Source organism: Xanthomonas arboricola (genome assembly GCF_003353015.1).
Lineage (GTDB): Bacteria > Pseudomonadota > Gammaproteobacteria > Xanthomonadales > Xanthomonadaceae > Xanthomonas > Xanthomonas arboricola_E.
In genome coordinates this window covers 168,636-190,296 of sequence record NZ_QREM01000001.1, presented here as the reverse complement: position 1 = coordinate 190,296, position 21,661 = coordinate 168,636, and the positions used below count along the sequence as shown (strand labels likewise).

Sequence of the window (21,661 nt, the reverse complement as noted above, 5' to 3'; positions counted from 1 at the left end):
CCCTGCATTGGCAGTTGTACTTGCGGCCTGTAACGGCCCCCAGGCCGGCGGTGCAACCGAGCAGCCGACGGCTGCTGCCGATACCGCGGCGACGCAGTCGTCCGCACCTGCCGCAACACCCCCCGCATCACCGACACAAGGGACTGTACCTATGGGCACGATAGACTCCTTCATTCCGGCAGGATCGAAGGCGCTGGAGACCATCCGTGGCGACCTGACTGGCGCGGGGCGCTCCGATGCGCTGGTGGTGATTTCCCCGCCGGCCACCGGTGCCGAAAAGCTTGGCGAGGGGCAGCCGCGTACGGTCCTGCTGCTGACACAGGCCGCCGATGGTGCGCTGCAAAAGGCTGCCGAAAACAGCGAGATTGTTCCCTGCGCCCGCTGCGGCGGCCTGGCAGGCGACCCGTATGCTTTTTCGCGCATCCAGACCGGGCAGTTCACCGTGTCCATTTCCGGCGGATCGCGCGAGCGCTGGGCGGACGACTTCACCTTCAGGTATTCGCCGGACAAGCAGACCTGGTTGCTGGACAAGGTGGTGCGTGACCTGTCCGATACCGAGACCGAACACCACAACACCCTGGAATTGACCGCCAAGGATTTCGGCACGGTGGCATTCCCGGACTTCGATCCCTCCATATTGAAGAAAGCTGCGCCATTGGACGACGCCGCAGCCGAGAAAGCGAATTAAACGGAAGTAATGGTTTGCACGGACAAGGATGGAGTCCGTTATTTCATGTTGCTGAGCAATGAGGAGTTACACCATGGCAACCGATCGTGAAACAGGGCTGCTCCAATCAGCCTATGCAGCAGGCATTACCCAGCCGAAGGAGCTGGCAAACTTCATGGCCCAGGTGGGTCATGAGTCGATGGGCCTCAACCGCCTGGAAGAAGGGTTCCGCTATACGCACGGATCCTCGCAGGTGAGTTCGAAGGTGCGCTCCGCACTGCGCGAGGGTCCCGAGGCCCTGGAGCAGGCGCGCCTGGATGCCCTGCGCGGGCAACCGGAAAAACTGGCCGAATTGATGTATGGCGGACGCATGGGCAATAACGAGCCAGGCGATGGCTACCTGTACCGTGGCCGCGGTTACATGCAGCTCACCGGCAAGGATCAGTATCGTGCTGCCGGCGAAGCGTTGAACCTGGATCTGGTCGCGCATCCGGATCTGGCTGCACAACCCGAAAACGCATCCCGCATCGCGACCTGGTACTGGCAGAACAACGTGCCGCAGGCCGCCAGGCAGGACGCGCATGCGGCAGGCGTTGCAATCAACGGCGGCGATCCGCCGAATGGCTTGGCAGACCGCGAGAACCGCTTTGCCCGCTGGCAGCGCGATATCACTCCAGAGCTGATGAACAACCTGGCACACGGCCAGCTCGGACAGCCGGTGCCGCAGGCAGCACCAGTCGCTGCGCCGACTCAGCAGGCCGGAGCCAGCTCGTTCCAGCAAACGATGGAACGCATGCTGCCTGGCCAAGGCCGCATCGATCCGCACATCACCGGGCATTATGGCGAGCACCGCGGTAGCCGCGGGCCGCACGGCGGTACAGATTTCAACTATGAAGGTGGCCAGACAGGCCGCAACCTGCAGCACCCGACGGTGCATTCGCCGGTCTCCGGAACCGTGACGTTTGCGGGCGGCAACTACGGCACCGTCAAGATTCGCGATGCGCAGGGTAACTCGCACGAAATCCTGCACCTGGACGCACTCAAGGTGAAGGAGGGCCAGGCGCTGTCCGCGGGCGATGCGATCGGCACGATGGGTGGACGCGGCCCGAACGGGAACAGCCAGTACGCACAGCATGTGCATTACCAGCTGCGCGATGCCAACGGCAAGCTGACCAGTCCGGAGACGTTCTGGAACCAAGGGCATGGACAGACGGCGGGCGCTCGCCACTCCCAGCCAGCGGCACCGGCCGGCAACGGCACGCTGCGTCATGGCGAACACGGCGGCGATGTCGGCAAGCTGCAGCAGGAGCTCAACCGGCTCGGCGTGCGCGATGCGCAGGGCAACCGGCTTGCCGAGGATGGCCGCTTTGGCGACAACACGCGCGAGGCGGTGATCGCGTTCCAGAAGCAGCACGGGCTGCAAGCCGATGGCGTGGTCGGCCGCAATACGCAGGCCGCGCTGTCCGCACAGCCGGCACAGGCACGGACGCAGGCCGGCGAGACGCAGGTTGCAGCGCACAGGGGGCCGTCGCTCGACGATGCCTCGCACCCGGACCATGCCTTGCACACCGCGATCCGCAGCAAGCTGCCGAGCATGATCTCCAACGAGACGGCGGCCCACGTCACCCTGCAGGCCAAGCAGAACGGGATCGATTCGGCAGACAAGCTGCAGAACGTCACCGTGCAGGACGGCAAGGCGTTCGTCATGGGGACCACGCCGGGCTTTCGGGCGGCGGTGGACCTGAGCCAGCCCGCCCCTACGCTGGAGCAGACCAGCGCGCGCCTGCTGGCCGGCCAGGGTGCGCAGCAGCAGGCGCAGGACGAGCAGCAGAAGGTCGCGATCGGCGGCCGCTGAGGGCTCAACGGTGCAGCAAGAAAAAACCGGCCAGGTCTCTGGCCGGTTTTTTTGTGCGTGTCCTTTCGGCATTGCCGCAGAGAGCGATGCGGCAACCGTACCTCGGCACACACGCATCAGCGCCTTGCTTACGCCATTCGCCGTTGGCCGATTGCTTGCCACCGGAGATCGACACACCTTCCAGACGTCGGGTTAGACATGGCCTGCAGCGCTGATGACGTCCCACACGCAGCGCCACGTCGGGCGCTCTGCGATGCCATCCACATCGCAAAGTGGCGCGGCGCACAGAACGCAACACAGCTGTAACTTTTACTACTGTGCCGTCATGGACTGTGCAAGTTTATCTGCCGGCACCTGTTGCCAGTCGCGATCGGCCGTGATGTGTATCGCCGCCGGTCTTTGCATTGCACGTTTTCGGGGAGAGAGTCGTCATGCAAGTTCATGTCCTGGGCGCGGCGATCTGCTGCGCGCTATCGTTGTCTGCCGTCGCCACTGCCGCGGATCTTTCCGCAACTGCCGCGGTGTCGCGCGCGCAATCCTTGTTGGGCAATCACGCTGCGGCGCTGGCCAATCGTGCAACGGCCGATGCGTTTGTCGCGCGCGACAGCATTGTCGATGCCGACGGCAGCGAGCATGTGCGCTTTGATCGCACCTATCAGGGCCTGCCGGTGATCGGCGGCGATGTGGTGGTGCATTCGCGGCGCGGAGTGATGCGTGAGTTGAGCCAGAGCATGGACACCAGCGTGCGCCCGAGCATCGTGCCGGGCATCGATGCGGACACCGCCGTGCGTGCGGCCGGTGCGCAGTTCGATCTGGCACCGGATGCCGCGCCGCGCGCAAGCCTGGCCTTGTATGCGCGCCAGGGTGCGCCGCGGCTGGTCTATGAGGTGATCTACAGCGGCATCAAGCCTGACCAGACACCGACCGAAATGCATTACATCGTCGACGCAATCAATCAACGCATTCTCGAATCCTGGGACACGGTGCATACCGCCTGCGCGGGTGGCACCAGCGCGGCCGGCACCGGGCGGTCGCTGTATGCAGGCAGCGTGGCATTGGCGACGACGCGTTGCAGCAGCGGTTACGAGTTGACCGATCTGGGCCGCGGCAGCGGAGCCACCTACAACATGCGCAACAGCACCTCCGGCAACGGCACGCTGGTCACCGATGCCGACAACACCTGGGGCAGCGGCGCCAACAGCGATACGGTGACCGCGGCGGTGGATGCGCATTACGGCGTCGCGTTGACCTGGGACTATTTCCGCACCGTCCATGCGCGCAGCGGCATCGCCAACGACGGTGTCGGTGCACGCAGCCGGGTGCATTACGGTAGCCGCTACAACAACGCGTTCTGGCAGGACAGCTGCTTCTGCATGACCTTCGGCGATGGCGACGGCAGGACCTTCACGCCATTGGTGCCGGTGGATGTGGCCGGCCACGAGATGACCCATGGGGTGACCAGCCGTACCGCACGCCTGGTGTATTCGGGCGAATCGGGCGGCTTGAACGAAGCCACCTCCGACATCATGGGCGCGATGGTGGAGTATTCCGCCAACAACAGCGCGCAGCCGGGCAATTACCTGATCGGCGAGAAGATCATTCCCGGCAACAGCAGCGGAACGCTGGCGTTGCGCTACATGTTCAAGCCCAGCCTGGATGGCGACTCGCCCGATTGCTACAGCAGCAGCGTGGGCTCGCTCGACGTGCATTACAGCTCCGGCGTGGGCAACCATTTCTATTACCTGCTGGCCGAAGGCGCGGTGGTGCCGAGCGGCTTCGGAGCGGGCACCAGCTGGAACGTGACGCCGGCCGGGTTGGTCTGCAACGGCAACACGGCATTGACGGCGATCGGCCGGGCGGCAGCCAGCCGCATCTGGTACCGCGCGTTGACGGTGTACATGACCTCCTCGACCAACTATGCGGCCGCACGCCGGGCGACGTTGAGCGCGGCCACCGATCTGTACGGCAGCAGCTCCACGCAGTACCGCGCGGTTGCCGCAGCGTGGAGCGCCGTGTCGGTCAACTGATGGATGCCGCTCCCTGTCACGCGCGCTGCGCGTGGCAGGGGCGCGGCTGCCACAGCGCCATCGGCGCGCGTATGCTTGGGTCATTCCTGGGAGGGAACATGACCGAACGCACCAAGACCGCGCGACCGATCGACCGTTATTTCGCCAGTTATTCCGACGACCATCGCAACGCGACCAATCAGCAGATCCATGTGCTGGCGGTGCCGGCGATCCTGTGGTCGGTGGTGGGCCTGCTGTGGTGCATCCCGGTCGGCGGCACCTGGTTCAGCAGCGGCGTATGGGCGGCGTTGTCGATGTTCGCGGCCTGGTCGTACTACAACCGCCTATCGCGTCCGCTCGGGCTGGGCATGCTGGGCATCTTCTTCTTTTTCGGCTGCCTGTGCCGGTTGATCGAAGCCAGGCTCGGGCTCGGCGGCCTGTTCACCACGGCGCTGACGGTGTTCGTGCTGGCCTGGATCGCGCAGTTCGTCGGCCACCGGATCGAAGGCCGCAGGCCGAGCTTTCTGACCGACCTGACCTATCTGCTGATCGGGCCGATCTGGGTGTTGGCCAAGTTGTATCGCCAGTTGGGTTGGCGGTACTGAGCACGGCCGGCAGGCCCGGCGCAGCGCCGATCGCCGGCGTGGTCATGCGTTGAAGCGGCGTAGTACGACTGCGTGCTTCCACGGCTCACGCTGATGACGCACGCCTGCTGCACCCCTGGCGTGGTCGATCGCGCGCCACGCGGCGCTGCAGGGCACACACGTGGACCTGCGGGCCATCACTCGCCGATGCCGAGCTCTTCGGGCAGCGGACGAAAGGCGCGCGGCGCGTAACCGAAGTCGCGACGCGCCGGCTCCAGGTCGAACACCAGGTCATCGCGCATGCGCTGCAATGCGGCCGCATTCATGCCACGCAGGCGCCCCAGCCGCTGCGCGGCGGTGAGGGCAAGGCCGAACAGGCCGGGCGGCACCTGGTACAGCCGCGCCGGTCGCGGCAGCGCCGCCAGCACGCGCTCCACCATCTGCGTATAGGCCAGCACCTCGCCACCGCCGACGGCATAGCTGCGCTGCTGTGTCGCCGGCTGGGCGACCACCGCCAGCGCGGCGCTGGCCAGATCGTCCACATGCACCGGCTGGCGCAGCCCGGTCGCATTGGCCGGCAGCACGAAGGCGCCGGTGCGCTGCGCCATCGCGGCGATCTGGGTGAGCGTGCGGTCGCGCCCGGCCCCATAGACCAGCGTCGGGCGCAGCACCGTCGCCGTGGCACCGCGCGCCTGGGCTGCGGAAAACAGCGCCTGTTCGGCGTGCGCGAGGCGCTGTGCGACAGCGCGCTCGGCCGCGTCGATCGAATGTTCCTTGACCTCCAGGCTGGTGGAACCGAACGCCACGATGCGCGGAGCGCGTACCGGATTTTCGGCATACCAGCGCGCGAAATGGTCCAGCGGGCCGCAGCTGAAGATCACCTCGAAGGCCTCGCCCGCGGCGGCCGGCATGGCCAGGTCGCCCTGCCGCCAGATCAGCCCGGAGCGCGCCGCGCGCGGCTGGCGCGACCATGCCGTCACCTGCCAGCCGCGGCTGAGCAGCCGCGTCAGCAGGCGTTCGCCGATCTGACCGCTGCCGCCGAACACCAGGGCGCGTGGCGCGGAAACGGCAGGGGACGGAGCGGGATCGGCAGCGGTCACGGGGCTCGGAGGCAGTCTGGATGATCCCAGCATAGCGAGTGACACGTAGCGGCGCGATGCCGATCCGGCGGCGATGTGCGCCAGCGTGCAACCACGACGTTGACGCTGGCGTCAGTCAACGGTTTGTTAAGCTCTCTGGCCTGCTCGCGAATCTTGTGTTCCCTGCATGCCTTTCTCGCTGGAAATCCTGCTCGCGCTGCCATTTGTGATGGCCGCCGCCACTGCGCTGCTCTGGCGCACCTCCCGTTCGATCACTGCGTGGTTGGCTGCGGCCGCGCCGTTGGGCGGGCTGGTCATCCTGGCGATGCTCACGCCGGCCGTGCTGCGCGGCGAGGTGATCGGCAGCCAGCACGCGTGGTTGCCGCAGATCGGCCTGATGTTCTCGCTGCGGCTCGACGGCCTGGCGTGGATGTTCGCGTTGCTGGTGCTGGGCATCGGTGCGCTGGTGGTGCTGTATGCGCATTACTACCTGAGCGCGCGCGACAGCGCGTCGCGCTTCTTCGCCTATCTGATGCTGTTCATGGGCGCGATGCTCGGCATGGTGTTGTCGGGCAACCTGCTGTTGCTGATGGTGTTCTGGGAGCTCACCAGCATCAGCTCGTTCCTGTTGATCGGCTTCTGGTCGCACCGCAAGGACGCACGCGAAGGTGCGCGCATGGCCTTCGTGCTGACCGCCGGTGGCGGCTTGGCGCTGCTCGGCGGCATCCTGCTGATCGGCGACATCGTCGGCAGCTTCGAGCTGGATGCGGTACTGGTGGCCGGCGATCTCATTCGCGCCAGCCCGCTGTATCCATATGCATTGGGGCTGGTGCTGCTGGGCATCTTCACCAAGAGCGCGCAGTTCCCGTTCCACTTCTGGCTGCCACACGCAATGGCTGCGCCGACGCCGGTGTCGGCGTACCTGCATTCGGCCACGATGGTGAAGGCCGGCGTGTTCCTGCTGGCGCGCCTGCATCCTGCGCTGGCCGGCACCGATCTGTTCTTCTACACGGTCACCAGCATCGGTGCGATCACGCTGCTGCTTGGCGCCTGGCATGCGATCTTCCAGCACGATCTCAAGGGCGTGCTGGCGTACTCGACCATCTCGCACCTGGGCCTGATCACGATGCTGTTCGGCCTGTCCACGCCGATGGCGGTGGTGGCCGGCGTGTTCCACATCCTCAACCATGCGGTGTTCAAGGCCTCGCTGTTCATGGCCGCCGGCATCATCGACCACGAGACCGGCACGCGCGACATGCGCAAGCTGGGCAATCTGCGCCGACTGATGCCGGTCACCAGCGTGCTGGCGATCACCGCCTCGCTGGCGATGGCCGGCGTTCCGCTGCTCAACGGCTTCCTGTCCAAGGAAATGTTCTTTGCCGTGGCGCTGGAAACCGAGGCGCCGCAGACGATGCGGGTATTGGCCAGCATCGCCGCCCTGCTGGCCGGCCTGCTCGGCGTGGCCTACAGCCTGCGCTTCGTGCACGACACCTTCTTCGGCCAGGGCCCGCGCGATCTGGGCACCACCCCGCACGAGCCGCCGCGCTGGATGCGGATTCCGGTGGATGTGCTGGTGCTGATCTGCCTGGCCGTGGGCATCGTGCCGGCCTGGACCATCGCGCCGGTGCTGCGCGCCGGTGCCGGCGCCATCCTGGGCGAGCACCTGCCCGACTACAGCCTGGCGCTGTGGCATGGCTGGAACTGGCCGCTGGCGATGAGCATCGCCGGCATGGTGGGCGGTACCTTGTTGTACATGGCGCTGCGCCGCATGCTGGACATGTACGCGATCCAGAACCGCTCGCCGGGCAAGGCGCTGTTCAACTGGAACCTGCGCGCCCTGTTCGCCGGCACCGTGCGCATGACCGATGCGGTCACCAACGGCAACCTGCAGCGCATGCTGATGCTGCTGGTGCTGAGCGCTGTGGTGGTGGCGCTGGCGCCGTTCCTGCAGGGCGGCGCCCTGCCGGCCTGGCCGGCGCCCACCCCGCTGCCGCTGCTGGGCTGGACGATCTGGCTGCTGATGATCGCCTGCGCCCTCGGCAGCCTGTTCCTGTACAAGCAGCGCCTGCTCGCGGTACTGGTGCTGGGTGGCACCGGCCTGGCCGTCAGCATGACCTTCGTGTTCCTGTCGGCGCCGGACCTTGCCTTGACCCAGCTGCTGGTGGAGATGGTGACGCTGGTGCTGATGCTGCTGGCGATGAATTACCTGCCCGAGCGCTCGGTGCCCGAGCCCGCGCGCCTGCGCAAACTCCGCGATGCGGCCATCGCCGTCGTCGGCGGCGCCGGGCTGGCCGCCCTGGCCTACACCCTGATGACCCAGCCCAGCCACACGGTCGCCGGCGAGCTGCTGCAGCGTGCGCTGCCGGAAGCCTACGGGCGCAACGTGGTCAACGTGATCCTGGTGGACTTCCGCGGCTTCGATACCTTCGGCGAGATCACCGTGTTCGCGATCGCCGGGCTGGTGGTGCATGCACTGCTGCGGCGCTCGCGCATGGCGCCGGAGCGCACCATGCCCGGCCCGCCGATCAAGTTGCCGGTGCCGGCCGACCTGGCGCAGATCATGTTCCCGCTGACGCTGACGGTGTCGTTGTTCCTGTTCCTGCGCGGGCATAACGCGCCCGGTGGTGGCTTTATCGCCGGGCTGGTGCTGGCGGTGCCTTTGCTGATGCAGTACGTGATCCAGGGCACCGCGTCGGTGGAATCGCGCTTCGGCTTCGACTACATCCGCCTGATCGGCATCGGCCTGCTGTGCGCGCTGGTCAGTGGCGCCGGTGCGCTGGTGTTCGGCATGCCGTTCCTGAGCAGCGGGCATCTGGAGATTCCGTTGCCGCTGCTGGGCGATCTGGAACTGGCCAGCGCGCTGGGTTTCGATATCGGCGTGTATCTGGTGGTGTTCGGCGCGGCGATGTTGATGCTGTCGATGATGGGCACGATCAAACCTTCGCGTACGCGCAGCTCGCAGCGCGGCGAGATCGACCCCACCCAACGTTCGACACGCACCGCGGAGCAGCATTGATGGAACTGGCAGTGGCAAGCGCGATCGGCGTCCTGACCGCATTGGCAATCTACCTGTTGCTGCGCGCGCGCAGCTTCGACGTGATCCTGGGCATGACCTTCCTGTCCTATGCGACCAACCTGCTGATCTTCGCCGGTGGGCGGCTGCGCAGCGGCCAGGCGCCGGTCCTGCGCGAAGACGTGCCGGCCGACCTGATGCACTACACCGATCCGTTGCCGCAGGCGCTGGTGCTGACCGCGATCGTGATCGCCTTCGCGATGACCGCCGTGAGCCTGGTGCTGGCGATCCGCAGCCGCAGCGACAACGGCAGCGACCATGTCGACGCGCACGAAGACGCCGCCACCGGCGTGGACACGCGCGAGGCACGGCGATGAATCATCTGCTGATCCTGCCGATCCTGATCCCGATGCTGGGCGCGTCGGCGTCGTTGTTCGTCGAGCACCGCCGCTACGGGCCGCGCGTGCAACGCACGGTGGCGTGGGCGAGCATGGGGTTGCTGGCCGTGTCGGTGATCGCCTTGTTCGCGCGCGCTGCCGACGGCCAGGTGCTGGTCTACCTGCTCGGCGACTGGCCGGCGCGCATCGGCATCGTGCTGATGGGCGACCGGCTGTCGGCGTGGATGCTGTTGACCACCCTGATCCTGGGCGCGGCCTGCCTGCTGCATGCCTGCGCCGGCTGGGACCGGCGCGCGCCGCATTTCCATGCCTTGTTCCAGTTCCAGTTGATGGGCTTGAACGGTGCGTTCCTGACCGGCGACATCTTCAACCTGTTCGTGTTCTTCGAAGTGATGCTGATCGCCTCCTACGGCCTGTTGCTCAGCGGCGGGCGCGGGCTGCAGATGCGTGTGGGCCTGCATTACGTGGTGTTCAACGTGTGCGCATCGACCCTGTTCCTGATTGCGCTGGGCCTGCTGTTCGGCGTGTTCGGCACCTTGAACATGGCCGAACTGTCGCAGCGTATCGCCACGTTGCCGGCGCAGGACCTGCCGCTGGCCAAGGCCAGCCTGGGCCTGTTGCTGCTGGTGTTCTGCAGCAAGGCGGCGTTGCTGCCGCTGTACCTGTGGTTGCCGGAGACCTATTCGCGCGCGCCGGCGGCGGTGGCGGCGTTGTTTGCGATCATGACCAAGGTCGGGCTGTACGCGACGCTGCGGGTGTCGGCGCTGTGGTTTGGCGCCGGTGCCGGCGCGCTGCAGGGCTTCGGCCGCCACGCCTTGCTGTGGCTGGGCATCGCCACGCTGCTGATGGCCGCCTTCGGGGTGATGGCCGCATCGCGGCTGCGGGTGATGGTGTCGTACCTGGTGGTGTTCTCGGCGGCGACGTTGTTCATCGCCTTCTCGCTGGACGATGCCGGCGCCCTGGGTGCGGGGCTGTACTACCTGCCGCACAGCAGCTTCGTGGCCGCGGCGTTGTTCATGGTGTCGGACCTGATCCGGCGTCGCCGCGGCAATGCCAGCGACCGCAAGGAAGTGGTCGCGCCACTGCCGCGGCGCGGGATCCCCGGGGCGATGTTCATGGTCGCCGCGGTGGCGGTCGCCGGGCTGCCGCCGTTGTCCGGCTTCCTGGCCAAGGCGGCATTGCTGCAGCATGTGCCTGCCGGCCTGGTCGGGCCGGTGTGGGTGGCCATCCTCGGCAGCAGCCTGCTGGTGGTGATCGGCCTGACGCGCGCCGGCGTGCGCCTGTTCTGGCGCGTGCCCGAAGCGGTGCAGGATGTCCCCGAACTGCAGCCGCAACGTCGTGCGCGCATGCGCCCGGTGGAGACCGCCGCCACGCTGCTGTTGCTGAGCGGGCTGGTGGCGATGACGGCCGGTGCCGGCCCGTTGATGCGCTACACCGACGCGGCCGGCCTGCAGCTGCGCGATCCCGGCGCCTACGTGGAGCAGGTGCGCGCCACCACGCCGCAACGGAGGCAGCCATGAGCTCGCGCATGCCGCTGCGCAGCCGCCTGCTGCCGTCGCCCTCGCTGAGCGTGACGGTCTTTATCTTCTGGCTGCTGCTCAGCGACAGCTTCGGGCCCCAGCAATGGGTGCTGGGCGCGCTGCTGGGCTGGGTGGTGCCGATCTTTGCGGCGCGGCTGGACCGCGAGTTCGCCCGCATCGGCTCGCTGCGCTCGGTGCCGCGCATGCTGCTGGTGGCCGCTGGCGACATCGTGCGTTCCAACCTCAAGGTGGCCGGGCAGGTGCTGGGGCCGGAGTCGCGCATCCACCCCGGTTTCATCTGGGTGCCGCTGGACATCGCCAACATCCACGGCATCGCCGCGCTGACCAGCATGATCACGCTCACGCCCGGCACCGTGTCGGCCGCGCTCTCGGACGACCGCAAGTACCTGCTGGTGCACGTGCTGCACCTGGACGATCCGGATGCGCTGATCGCCGAGATCAAGACCCGCTACGAGAAGCCCCTGATGGAGATCTTTCCATGACCGGCCACACCTTCATCGAATCGACCATCGTCATCTGCATGCATGCGGTGGGCCTGGCCATGCTGATGGCACTGTGGCGGCTGCTGCGCGGGCCGACGGTGCCCGACCGCATCCTGGCGCTGGATACGCTGTCGGTCACCGCCATCGCCGAACTGATGCTGCTGGGCATGTACCTGGATTCGCCGATCTACTTCGAAGCCGCGCTGGTGATCGCGATGCTGGGCTTCGGCAGCACCGTGGTGCTGAGCAAGTACGTGCTGCGGCGGGATATCGTCGAATGATCGCCCTGACCGAATACCTGCTCAGCGCGCTGTTGCTGGTCGGTACCTTCTTCATCCTGATCGGCGCGTTCGGCCTGGTGAAGCTGTCGGACTTCTTCAAGCGCCTGCATGCGCCGACCAAGGCCAGCACCCTGGGCGTGGGCTGCGTGCTGCTGGGCTCGGTGGGCTACCACCTGTTCCTCGGAGTGGACCCGCAGCCGCGCGAGTTGCTGATCACCGTGTTCCTGTTCATCACCGCACCGATCAGCGCCCATCTGATGGCCAAGGCGGCGTTGTCGCTGATGATGGAAAACCGCCCGGAAGTGCCCAACCACGGCGAGATGAACAAGGAAGGCCTGCCCACGCCGCAGACCCGGGGCGATGTCGGCGAGAACGCAGACACCGCCGCGCAGCACGCCGATCCGGATCCGGATCGGCGCTGAGGTCGCTGGCGGCGGCTACCCGCCCCGCCAGCTGCTGACCCTGCCGTCGGCAGCGGTCTCGAACAGCGATGCGGGCCGGGCGGGCGCATCGGCCCTGCGCAGGTGAACGCGCCGGGGAGGTCGTTGTGCGGCCGCTGGCGCGGACGCAGGCAACCGGTGCGTGGCAGGCGATGCGTTCCGGCGACCGCGACGTTCGCACTGTCCTGCCAATCGCTCAGCCCACCCGGCCAGCAATCCGCGTTACTGCGCGTCGCCCGGGCGTGGCACCTGGAACGCCGCGCGCAAGCCGGACCAGCACTGCTGGTAGTCACCCTGCCGATGCGCAGCCTGCAAGGCCTGCTGCGTGGGGCGCAGCACCGCGCGCGTTTCGAACATGAAGGCCATGGTCTCGGCGATCACGTCCGGGCGCGTCAGGTCGGCATGCGAGGCCTTGTCGAAGGTCGCCGCATCCGGGCCATGCCCGCTCATGCAGTTGTGCAGCGAGGCACCACCGGGCGCGAAGCCGTCGGCCTTGGCGTCGTACACGCCGTGCACCAGCCCCATGAACTCACTGGCCACGTTGCGATGGAACCACGGCGGGCGGAAGGTGTGCTGCGCCACCAGCCAGCGCGGCGGGAAGATCGCAAAATCCATGTTGGCCGTGCCATGCGTGTCGCTGGGCGAGGTCAGCACGGTGAAGATGCTTGGATCCGGATGGTCGAAGCTGATCGAACCGATGGCGTTGAAGCGGCGCAGATCGTAGCGATACGGCGCGTAGTTGCCATGCCAGGCCACCACATCCAGCGGCGAGTGGCCGATGTCCGCGCGCCACAGATGGCCCTGGAATTTGGCCACCAGTTCGAACGCGCCTTCGCGGTGTTCGAACGCCGCCTGCGGCGTTTCGACATCGCGCGCATTGGCCAGCCCGTTGGAGCCGATCGGCCCCAGGTCGGGCAGCCGCAGCAATGCGCCAAAGTTTTCGCAGACATAGCCGCGCGCCGCGCCATCGGGCAGCTCGACACGGAAGCGCACGCCGCGCGGTATCACCCCGATCTGCTGCGGCTCCAGCTCCAGCACCCCGAGCTCGGTGTGGATGCGCAGGCGCCCGAGTTGCGGCACCAGCAACAGCTCGCCGTCGGCATCGTAGAAGAAGCGATCGTGCATGGACGCATTGGCCGCATACAGATGCACGGCAACGCCGGACATCGCCTCCGGCCCGCCGTTGCCTGCCATGGTGTACAGACCATCGACGAAATCGGTTGGCGTGGATGGCAACGGCAACGGGCTCCAGCGCAGTTGATCCGGCGGCACCGGGCCGCGCCCGAAGTCGTTGTGGAAGGTGGATTGCGCGATCAATGAGAACGCGCCATGCACCGCCGCCGGACGGATGCGATACAGCCAGCTACGCCGGTTCTCGCTACGCGGCGCGGTGAATGCGGTGCCGGACAACTGCTCGGCATACAACCCGTGCGCCACGCGCTGCGGCGAGTTCTGCCCCACCGGCAAGGTGCCGGCCACCGCTTCGGTGGCGAACTCGTTGCCGAAACCGGTCATGTACTGCGGGGTGTCGTGCATGGCATGCGTCCGGACTAGGCCCTCCCTCCCCGGATGCAGAAGGTCGGGATTGAATGGAATCAGGCCGCTTTCCTACCGAAGAAGAGCCAAGGCCTGGCGGATTAAGCCCCTCTCCCACCGGGAGAGGGGTTGGGGTGAGGGTACGGCGCAGCGACCATCTTGCAGATCGTCTCAACCACCGCATCCAGCGAAAACAACACATCGTTGTTCCAGAAGCGCAGCACTGTCCATCCTTTCGATTGAAGCCACTGCGTCCGTGCGAGATCGCTTGAGACATGGTGTTGCGAGCCATCCAGTTCAACAATCAACGCCGCATCAATACAACAAAAATCTGCGATGAAAGGCGGAATCGGATGCTGACGCCTGAACTTGAAACTTTGTAGCTGACTGCCGCGGAGACAGCGCCAAAGTGCGCGCTCTGCTTCTGTCATCCCTGTCCGTAACGCACGCGCGTTGGTGAGCGCGACGGTGGGTAATGGCGGTTTGATTTTCATCATTCCACCGTACCCTCACCCCAACCCCTCTCCCGCAGGGAGAGGGGCTTTGACTACGTCAGCTCTTGTGGATTTGTCTTGTCAGACAACCGGGTCCCGATGCTGTGGTGTTTGAACGATTTGCCTTGAGCGAATCCCGAACAGCAAATCCCCAATCCCCGCCCTCAAAGCACCCCACGCTTGATCTGGTCGCGCTCGATGCTCTCGAACAGCGCCTGGAAATTGCCTTCGCCAAAGCCCTCGTTGCCCTTGCGCTGGATGATCTCGAAGAAGATCGGGCCGATGCAGTTGGTGGTGAAGATCTGCAGCAGCTTGCGCTGCTTGGTGTCCACATCCGCATCGATCAGGATCTTGTTGCGCCGCAGGCGTTCGACATCCTCGCCATGGTCGGGAATGCGCAGGTCCACCACGTCGAAATAGGTGTCGGGCGTGTCCAGGAACGTCACGCCGGCCGCGCGCATCCTTTCCACCGAGCTGTAGATGTCGTCGGTGAAGCAGGCGATGTGCTGGATGCCTTCGCCGTGGTAGGCGTCCAGATACTCGTTGATCTGGCTCTTGGGGTCGGACGATTCGTTGAGCGGGATGCGCACCACGCCGTCCGGGGCGGTCATCGCCTTGGACACCAGGCCGGTCTTGGCGCCCTTGATGTCGAAGTAGCGGATCTCGCGGAAGTTGAACAGGCGCTCGTAATAGTCCGACCAGCGCTGCATGTTGCCGAAGTACAGGTTATGGGTCAGGTGGTCGATGAAGGTCAGCCCGAAGCCGGCCGGCTGCTGGTCGGCGCCTTCGATCGGCTCGAAGTCGGCGTCGTAGATGCTGCCTGCATCGCCGTAGCGGTCCACCAGGTACAGCATGCAGTCGCCGATGCCCTTGACCACCGGGGCCGGGACGGCGCGGGTGTCGGCCTTGTCCTGGACCGCTTCGCCGCCGTTGCCCAGCACGGTCTGCAGTACCGTTTCGGCCGGGGTGCGGAAGCGGATCGCAAAGCCGCAGGCGCTGGGGCCGTGCGCGGCGGCGAAATCGGCCGCAAACGAATCGGGGTCTTCGTTGAGCAGGAAGTTGACCCCGCCCTGGCGATAGACGGTAATGGCACGGCTGCGGTGGCGCAGCACCGCGCTGAAGCCCATCTTGCGGAAGTAGTCGTGCAGTTGCGCGGCCTGGTCGGCGGGCGCTGCGAATTCGACGAACTCGAACCCGTCGATCCCCATCGGATTGTCGAAGGTGGTGACCTGCATGCCCAGGTTGGGGCGGGATGCGGTACTGCTCGGTTGTGCGCTCATCGTCGTTTCTCCACGCTGGGCCGTCCGCAGGGCTATGCGGGGTGGCAGAAGACCCGCGAGAATGCGCAGGCCACCCAAGGTTTGTAGTTGCAAATGAAACCAAAATCAAGACACAGTGCAACATGAGCGATCTCGACGCCCCCTCCCCGCCGCCACATCCTGTGCTGCTCAACCTCGAGCAGTTCCTGCCGTATCGCCTGAGCGTGCTGTCCAACCGCATCAGCAGCAACATCGCCAAGGTCTATGGCGATCGGTACGGCATGGCCATTCCCGAGTGGCGGGTGATCACCATCCTGGCGCTGTATCCGGGGTCCTCGGCCAGCGAGGTCTCCGACCGCACCGCGATGGATAAAGTTGCCGTCAGCCGCGCCGTGGCGCGCCTGCTGGAGCGCGGCTTCATCCGCCGCGAGACCCATGGCGACGATCGCCGCCGCTCGATGCTGGCGCTGTCGCCGGCCGGACGCCAGGTCTACGAGACCGTTGCCCCACTGGTCAACGAGATGGAACAGCGGCTGATGTCGGTGTTCAGCGCCGAGGAACAGCAGGTCCTGGAAAAGCTGATCGACCGGCTGGCCAAGGACGGGCTGCCGCGCATGGCCGGCAAGGACTAATCAAAGCATGGCGCGCCAAATACTTGGAGCAGCTCTGGAATTGACACTCGCGTTTACGCCGAACAGCCCGCACATTTTTGTTCAGAAAAATTTTGCAGGTTGATTCAAGTAGGTGCGCTCATAGAAAATCTTCTATTCCTCCACCTACCCCTTACAGAGGTAGGTGGAGATGCCAGCAGACCCGAAGCGGGTCTTGCATTTTTCAATTTAGATAATGGCTGGGCGTTGGGAAGCCTAAGTTCAAATGCAATTGAGCCACTTCATCTTAAAGCGCAGTTAATGCACCGCCCATCGATTTATCGGAAGCGGCCTTTAGACAAGGCAAGGGATCTTCGCTACTTTTTTTCATAGAAGCAATACAATGGGCCGATACGTAACTATAATCTTTAGTGCTACCCTGATCGACAGCATCGAAAAATTTGACCTGCAATAACGTCTTTGACATGTTCCACAAGCTTTCTTTTGCATGCCCATTATTTAACTTAGAGTAAAGCGGAGCAACATTTAAGAAGCGCACAGCCAATGCTGTCTTGGCACTCTTTGCAATCATCTCTGGCGGCCGAATCTCGCCTAGCGGCGAAACCACAATGCCATACTCTAGTTGAAGCTGACTGGCTTGTAACGCTGCCAAATCCTCCACGGATGGCGAGACAAGCGGATACGTTACAGCAGCGCCTATAACTGCCCCAGAAAGTGCGCACACCAGATATTTTATCATCACAGCAATCCCGTTTTATTGAAATTGGCTCAATTGATTAAAGCTAAAATTGCTAGTTTTTCAAAAAATAGCTCGGCAGCTTTGGACTGACTTATTGACTATCACGCAAGCCATTTTAGGCTGCGTGAAACCTCCAGAGGGAGCGTAACTCACCTGACCAGTCGAAGGGTTATCCGGGAGGACTTCAACAGAGGTTCCACCATTAGGAATGGGATTATCTCCGCCAATATTGATTTGAGCACCATTAACGTTCTTAGCGGTACCCGAGAGTACGCGAGACGCCCCAGGAGCCATGGGATTTACTTGAAAGCACGCCGTATCTCCGTTTAAGAAGATGACGCACCCCACAGGTCCCTTACCCCAAAAATTTGAGAGTGCTTTCCATAGCCCCCCCATTGACTGCTCGGTCCAGACAGGGTTATTAATGGTTAATCCTGTAAAAATTACGCTATCTAATGCCGCATGATAGGTGTAATAAGCATCTTGGTAGCTATTGAATTTACCAGTTGCATAATCTGGCGCTAACAGGACGCTACTCTTTGATATACGCACGATATCTTGAATTTTCTGCCTCTCTACAGCAGTGGCATCCAGGGTAATTACAGTAGTATCTCCCGGCCCAGCCGCTCTCGAATTAGGCAATTGCTCTTCAGGAGGTGATGAGGTAGGTGCGTCACTTGACATTCGGACACCCACTACGCGAATTCCAGAGGATGTAGTGAAAGCAAGTTTTTCTACCGAAGCGAAGGCAAACCTATCTTCCTTTATCTCAGGTATTGACAACGGTGCAGGCCCTGTTTGTCTGGCAACCTGGACCCACATAAAGGCGCCGCTGCTTGGATTAACAACACCATATAAAACACTCCCCCAAGTCGAGCCGTGGGCGCTCCGCGCACTCGCGGAGAATTGAGCCGTGGTGTTGCAATTGCTGCAGACTATCCAAGTCTGAGCTGATGCTGTCTCCTGTCGCATGAAAAAAAACGAAGCAAGGAGTGAAACAAACATCCATTTCGTCTTCATAGTGCAGTCCTTGACAATGGGCAAATGCCCATAATCGACGCTAGACTGAATGAAGTTGAAATGAAATAGCGCGCAAAGACAATATTTCCTCTCGTTCAGAATATGTTCATGCTTTCATTTGTCTCCCTTCTCAGGCCTGCGGCGGCGCCCACTGCTTGAGGAAATCGAACAGTTTCCGGCGGTCGAAACCCTCGCCCTTGCGCAGTTCCGGGCCGGCCTGGGTGGTCAGCAGCTTGCCGTCGTTGTCCAGCACCAGCAGCGCCGGAAAATCATTGAGTTGGGCAAACTGCGACAGGAAGGCGGCGTTGTCGTTGGCCGCATCGCGGTTGACCTTGACCACCACGAAGTGCGCATCGCGGAAGCTGCGCAGCTCCGCATCGCCGCCCATCACCTCGTCCAGCGCCTTGCAGGGCTCGCAGGCGGCATTGCCGACGTTGAGCACGATGCGCTTGCCGCCACGCTTGGCCTCGACCTTGGCGGTCTCCAGATCCGCCGCCGGATCGCGCGAGGGATCGTACTGCGCATTGAGCGCGGCCGCCGCGGCGATGTCGGCGGCGGTGGGCGTATTGCCCGAGGACACCGGCTGGCTGGGATCGGCGCTGGGCGGTTTCTGCATCGAGGTGTCCAGCGGCCGTGGCGCCTCCTGTTGCTCGGTGGGCTGCCCGCAGGCGCTCAACAGGCCTGCCAGCAGCAGGCCACAGACAGTGGGTTTGATCGGCATTGCGGTTCTCCTCACTTCACACCGTGCATGAGTTTATTGATCAACGGCGCGATCAGGAACAGCAACGCGCCAGCGCCCATCAGCGCCCAAAACCCGAAGGTATACCCGCCCAGGGCCGAGGACACGCTCATGCCCTCGTTGCCGCTGACATGGCCGGCAAAGATACCCGACAGGTTGTTGCCGATGCCGGTGGACAGGAACCAGCCGCCCATGCCGAAACCGACCAGCCGCACCGGGGCCAGCTTGGTCACCATCGACAGACCGATCGGCGACAGGCACAGCTCGCCCACCGACTGGATCACGTAGACCATGAACAAGGTCCAGAACGGGATCTTGCCGGCATCGTCGACCAGGCTGGACAGCGCAAACATCAGCAGCAGGAAGGCCAGGCCATTGAACAGCAGGCCAAGGCCGAACTTGCGCGGAATCGAGGGATTGAAGCGGCCGGACTTGACCCAGATCCAGGCGATGACCGGCGCCAGCGCGATGATGGCAATCGAGTTCACCGACTGGAACCAGGCGGTCGGGAAGGTCCAGTCGCCGAACCCGCGGTTGACGATGTTGTCGGCCAGGAAGGTGAACGAGCTGCCGGCCTGTTCGAAGAACATCCAGAACAGCACGTTGAAGGCGAAGATGATCAGCATCGCGATCACCTTGTCGCGCTGCACCTTGCCTTCGCGGATGCCTTCGACCAGCAGCATCACCGACAGGCCGATGAACAGCACCGTCAGCACGACCTGCAACACGTCCGCACCGACGGCCAGCAGGAAGTACACGCCCGGAACCGCCAGCAGGCAGCCCACCAGCACCATCAGCACGCGGCCGATGCCCTGCGCATGCGGAGCCGGCGCGCCGATGCCCTTGAGCTGCACGCGGCCGAACCAGAACCACACCAGGCTGATCAGCATGCCCACGCCGGAGGCCATGAACACCATCTTGTAGGACGGCATGGCCTGGGTGCCGAACACCTTTTCGGCCAGCAGCTGGGTCAGCACCGGCGAGATCATCGCGCCCAGGTTGATGCCCATGTAGAAGATGGTGAAGCCGCTGTCGCGGCGCGGATCGGCTACCGAGTACAGCTTGCCGACCATGGTGGAGATGTTGGGCTTGAACAGCCCGTTGCCCACCACCACGGTGGCCAGGCCGATCTCGAACATGGTGTGGTCGGGAATGGCGATCAGGAACAGGCCGGTGGCCATCACGGCCGCGCCGACCAGGATCGAGCGCTGGTAGCCCAGCACGCGGTCGGCCACGTAGCCGCCGAAGATCGCCGCCGCGTAGACCAGCGCCAGGTAGGCGCCGTAGGTCCGTCCCGCCGGCGCCTGGCCGGTGGCGTCGCCGCCGAAGAACTGCGCCACGATGTACAGCACCAGCGCCCAGCGAATGCCGTAGAACGCAAAGCGCTCCCAGAATTCGGTCATGAACAGCAGCCACAGCGGCCGCGGATGACCGAGCAGGGTCGGGAACTCGGGCGGCGGAGTGGAGGCGGATGTCGGCGCGGCAGCGTCAACGCTCATAGGTGTCCCTTGCGTATTCAGTGATGGCTGGGTGCCCGGAGCGTACCCCGGGAGACGCGCGAGGATCACTTAGACGTCATGTACGCGTCAAATTCGCGGCACTGCTCGACCTGATGGCGGCCACTGCAGCGCCACCGCCCTGCTCCAGCGAGCCACTACCACCCCGCGCGCTCCAGCTAGCCTTCCCGGCCCTTTTCCGGCTCACTGCGGCCACCATCCAGCGGCTCACGGTCTTCCACGCCCACCGAGGTGCGCACGTCGAACAGCTCCGGGAAGAAGGTCAGCGCCAGTGCCTGCTGCAGGAATCCCACGCCGCTGGAGCCACCGGTGCCGCGCTTGAAGCCGATCACCCGCATCACCGTGCGCATATGACGGAAACGCCATAGCTGGAACTGGGTTTCCACATCCACCAGGTCCTCGCACAGCGAATATTCGCGCCAGTAGCGGTCGGTGTTTTCGTAGATGCGTTCGAACACCGGGCGCAGGCTGTCGTCGGCCACGTGCGCGCAGGTCCAGTCGCGCCCCTGGTACTGCTGCGGAATCGCATGCCCGAAGCGCGCCAGGTAGCGCAGGAATTCCTCGTACAGGCTGGGCGCTTCCAGCACCTGGCGCAGCCGCGCCTGCCCCTGCGGGTCGTACGCGAACACCTGCAGCATCTGCGGGTTCTTGTTGCCCAGCAGGAACTCGATATAGCGGTACTGCAGCGACTGGAAGCCCGAGGAAGGGCCCAGCACGTCGCGGAAGCCCATGTACTCGCTGGGGGTGAGCGTTTCCAGCACCGACCACTGCTCGGTGAGCTGGCGCAGCACCTGCTTGCTGCGCGCCAGCACCTTGCGGCACTGCCAGACCTGGTCGTTCTGCAGGTGCACCATCGCCGCGCGCAGCTCGTGCGCCAGCAGCTTCAGCCACAGCTCGGAAGTCTGGTGCTGGATGATGAACAGCATCTCGTCGTGGTGCGCCGGCTCGGACAGGGGCTGCTGCGCCGACAGCAGCTGGTCCAGCCGCAGATAGCCGCCGTAGGTCAGCCGCCCCTGCAGATCGGTATGGATGCCGGGTTCCAGGTCACGCAGGTTCTTGTCGACGGGCATGGCAGTGCGGATAGATCGGGCCGGTCAGGGTAGCTCAGTGGCGGGGATTCGGGATTCGGGATTCGGGATTCGGGANCAGGTTCTTGTCGACGGGCATGGCAGTGCGGATAGATCGGGCCGGTCAGGGTAGCTCAGTGGCGGGGATTCGGGATTCGGGATTCGGGATTCGGGAATGGGGAATGGGGAATGGGGAATGGGGAATGGGGAATGGGGAATGGGGAATCGGGAATCGGGAATCGGGAATCGGGAATCGGGAGGCGGGAGGCGGGAGGCGGGATTGGATATCGATGGCCTTGCGGCTGGGAGCGACGCTGGGGGCTGGGTCTTCGA

Annotated in this window: 20 protein-coding genes; 11 read left to right on the top strand and 9 right to left on the bottom strand. The window is 64.4% G+C overall.

The features are described from left to right. Window positions 1–151: 151 nt before the first annotated feature. The 4 genes from C0541_RS00855 (at window position 152) to C0541_RS00840 (ending at window position 5,133) form a co-directional block, all read left to right on the top strand. Window positions 152–688, top strand: a complete 537-nt coding sequence (locus tag C0541_RS00855; RefSeq protein ID WP_115045298.1) for a hypothetical protein — start codon at window positions 152–154, stop codon at window positions 686–688. A gap of 73 nt (window positions 689–761) precedes the next feature. After that, window positions 762–2,522, top strand: a complete 1,761-nt coding sequence (locus C0541_RS00850; protein WP_115045297.1) for a peptidoglycan-binding protein — start codon at window positions 762–764, stop codon at window positions 2,520–2,522. A 431-nt stretch (window positions 2,523–2,953) separates the two neighbouring features. Next, window positions 2,954–4,549 carry a M4 family metallopeptidase gene (locus C0541_RS00845; RefSeq protein ID WP_115045296.1) on the top strand — a complete coding sequence of 532 codons (1,596 nt, stop codon included), beginning with the start codon at window positions 2,954–2,956 and terminating at the stop codon, window positions 4,547–4,549. A gap of 98 nt (window positions 4,550–4,647) precedes the next feature. After that, on the top strand, window positions 4,648–5,133 hold the full coding sequence (locus C0541_RS00840; RefSeq protein ID WP_115045295.1) for a DUF962 domain-containing protein: 486 nt from the start codon (window positions 4,648–4,650) through the stop codon (window positions 5,131–5,133). A gap of 176 nt (window positions 5,134–5,309) precedes the next feature. On the opposite strand, the gene C0541_RS00835 is transcribed toward C0541_RS00840, so the two are convergent. Beyond that, a complete protein-coding gene (locus C0541_RS00835) occupies window positions 5,310–6,212 on the bottom strand; it encodes an NAD-dependent epimerase/dehydratase family protein (RefSeq protein ID WP_161959816.1) in 903 nt (300 codons plus the stop codon). A gap of 166 nt (window positions 6,213–6,378) precedes the next feature. Here C0541_RS00835 and C0541_RS00830 point away from each other — a divergent pair, with 166 nt between their 5' ends. Genes C0541_RS00830 through C0541_RS00805 form a run of 6 tightly spaced genes read left to right on the top strand, consistent with a single transcriptional unit; the run spans window position 6,379 to window position 12,328 of the window. After that, window positions 6,379–9,207: a monovalent cation/H+ antiporter subunit A gene (locus C0541_RS00830; protein WP_115045293.1), complete on the top strand. Its 2,829-nt coding sequence runs from the start codon at window positions 6,379–6,381 to the stop codon at window positions 9,205–9,207. Beyond that, the gene (locus tag C0541_RS00825; protein WP_115045292.1) at window positions 9,207–9,581 is read left to right on the top strand and encodes a Na+/H+ antiporter subunit C; all 375 of its coding nucleotides are present in this window, start codon (window positions 9,207–9,209) and stop codon (window positions 9,579–9,581) included. Before C0541_RS00830 ends, C0541_RS00825 begins: the two co-directional genes overlap by 1 nt. Continuing rightward, window positions 9,578–11,122 (top strand): monovalent cation/H+ antiporter subunit D, encoded by a 1,545-nt coding sequence (locus tag C0541_RS00820; protein WP_115045291.1) that lies wholly within the window; start codon window positions 9,578–9,580, stop codon window positions 11,120–11,122. Before C0541_RS00825 ends, C0541_RS00820 begins: the two co-directional genes overlap by 4 nt. Next, the gene (locus C0541_RS00815; protein WP_115045290.1) at window positions 11,119–11,625 is read left to right on the top strand and encodes a Na+/H+ antiporter subunit E; all 507 of its coding nucleotides are present in this window, start codon (window positions 11,119–11,121) and stop codon (window positions 11,623–11,625) included. Before C0541_RS00820 ends, C0541_RS00815 begins: the two co-directional genes overlap by 4 nt. Continuing rightward, the gene (locus tag C0541_RS00810) at window positions 11,622–11,906 is read left to right on the top strand and encodes a K+/H+ antiporter subunit F (protein WP_115045289.1); all 285 of its coding nucleotides are present in this window, start codon (window positions 11,622–11,624) and stop codon (window positions 11,904–11,906) included. The genes C0541_RS00815 and C0541_RS00810 overlap by 4 nt, the downstream gene beginning before the upstream one ends. Continuing rightward, window positions 11,903–12,328, top strand: a complete 426-nt coding sequence (locus C0541_RS00805; protein ID WP_115045288.1) for a Na+/H+ antiporter subunit G — start codon at window positions 11,903–11,905, stop codon at window positions 12,326–12,328. Before C0541_RS00810 ends, C0541_RS00805 begins: the two co-directional genes overlap by 4 nt. Window positions 12,329–12,568: 240 nt before the next feature. On the opposite strand, the gene hmgA is transcribed toward C0541_RS00805, so the two are convergent. The 3 genes from hmgA to hppD all read right to left on the bottom strand — a co-directional run bounded on the left by hmgA (window position 12,569) and on the right by hppD (window position 15,656). Beyond that, window positions 12,569–13,882: a homogentisate 1,2-dioxygenase gene (gene hmgA, locus C0541_RS00800; RefSeq protein WP_115045287.1), complete on the bottom strand. Its 1,314-nt coding sequence runs from the start codon at window positions 13,880–13,882 to the stop codon at window positions 12,569–12,571. 101 nt (window positions 13,883–13,983) lie between these two features. Then, window positions 13,984–14,376 (bottom strand): endonuclease domain-containing protein, encoded by a 393-nt coding sequence (locus C0541_RS00795; RefSeq protein ID WP_115045635.1) that lies wholly within the window; start codon window positions 14,374–14,376, stop codon window positions 13,984–13,986. Window positions 14,377–14,540: 164 nt separating this feature from the next. Continuing rightward, entirely contained in the window at window positions 14,541–15,656 is a 1,116-nt protein-coding gene (gene hppD, locus C0541_RS00790; RefSeq protein ID WP_161959815.1) for a 4-hydroxyphenylpyruvate dioxygenase, read from the bottom strand. A 122-nt stretch (window positions 15,657–15,778) separates the two neighbouring features. On the opposite strand from hppD, the gene C0541_RS00785 reads away from it, so the two are divergent. Then, a complete protein-coding gene (locus C0541_RS00785; protein ID WP_115045285.1) occupies window positions 15,779–16,267 on the top strand; it encodes a MarR family winged helix-turn-helix transcriptional regulator in 489 nt (162 codons plus the stop codon). A 265-nt stretch (window positions 16,268–16,532) separates the two neighbouring features. On the opposite strand, the gene C0541_RS20575 is transcribed toward C0541_RS00785, so the two are convergent. From C0541_RS20575 to C0541_RS00770, 5 genes are all read right to left on the bottom strand, one after another. Continuing rightward, window positions 16,533–16,985 (bottom strand): hypothetical protein, encoded by a 453-nt coding sequence (locus tag C0541_RS20575; RefSeq protein ID WP_153064932.1) that lies wholly within the window; start codon window positions 16,983–16,985, stop codon window positions 16,533–16,535. 60 nt (window positions 16,986–17,045) lie between these two features. Further along, window positions 17,046–18,005, bottom strand: a complete 960-nt coding sequence (locus C0541_RS20570) for a hypothetical protein (RefSeq protein ID WP_153064931.1) — start codon at window positions 18,003–18,005, stop codon at window positions 17,046–17,048. 130 nt (window positions 18,006–18,135) lie between these two features. Next, window positions 18,136–18,726: a thioredoxin family protein gene (locus C0541_RS00780; protein WP_115045284.1), complete on the bottom strand. Its 591-nt coding sequence runs from the start codon at window positions 18,724–18,726 to the stop codon at window positions 18,136–18,138. A gap of 11 nt (window positions 18,727–18,737) precedes the next feature. Further along, entirely contained in the window at window positions 18,738–20,243 is a 1,506-nt protein-coding gene (locus C0541_RS00775; RefSeq protein WP_115045283.1) for a peptide MFS transporter, read from the bottom strand. A 176-nt stretch (window positions 20,244–20,419) separates the two neighbouring features. After that, window positions 20,420–21,331: a tryptophan 2,3-dioxygenase gene (locus tag C0541_RS00770; RefSeq protein ID WP_115045282.1), complete on the bottom strand. Its 912-nt coding sequence runs from the start codon at window positions 21,329–21,331 to the stop codon at window positions 20,420–20,422. Window positions 21,332–21,661 lie beyond the last annotated feature (330 nt).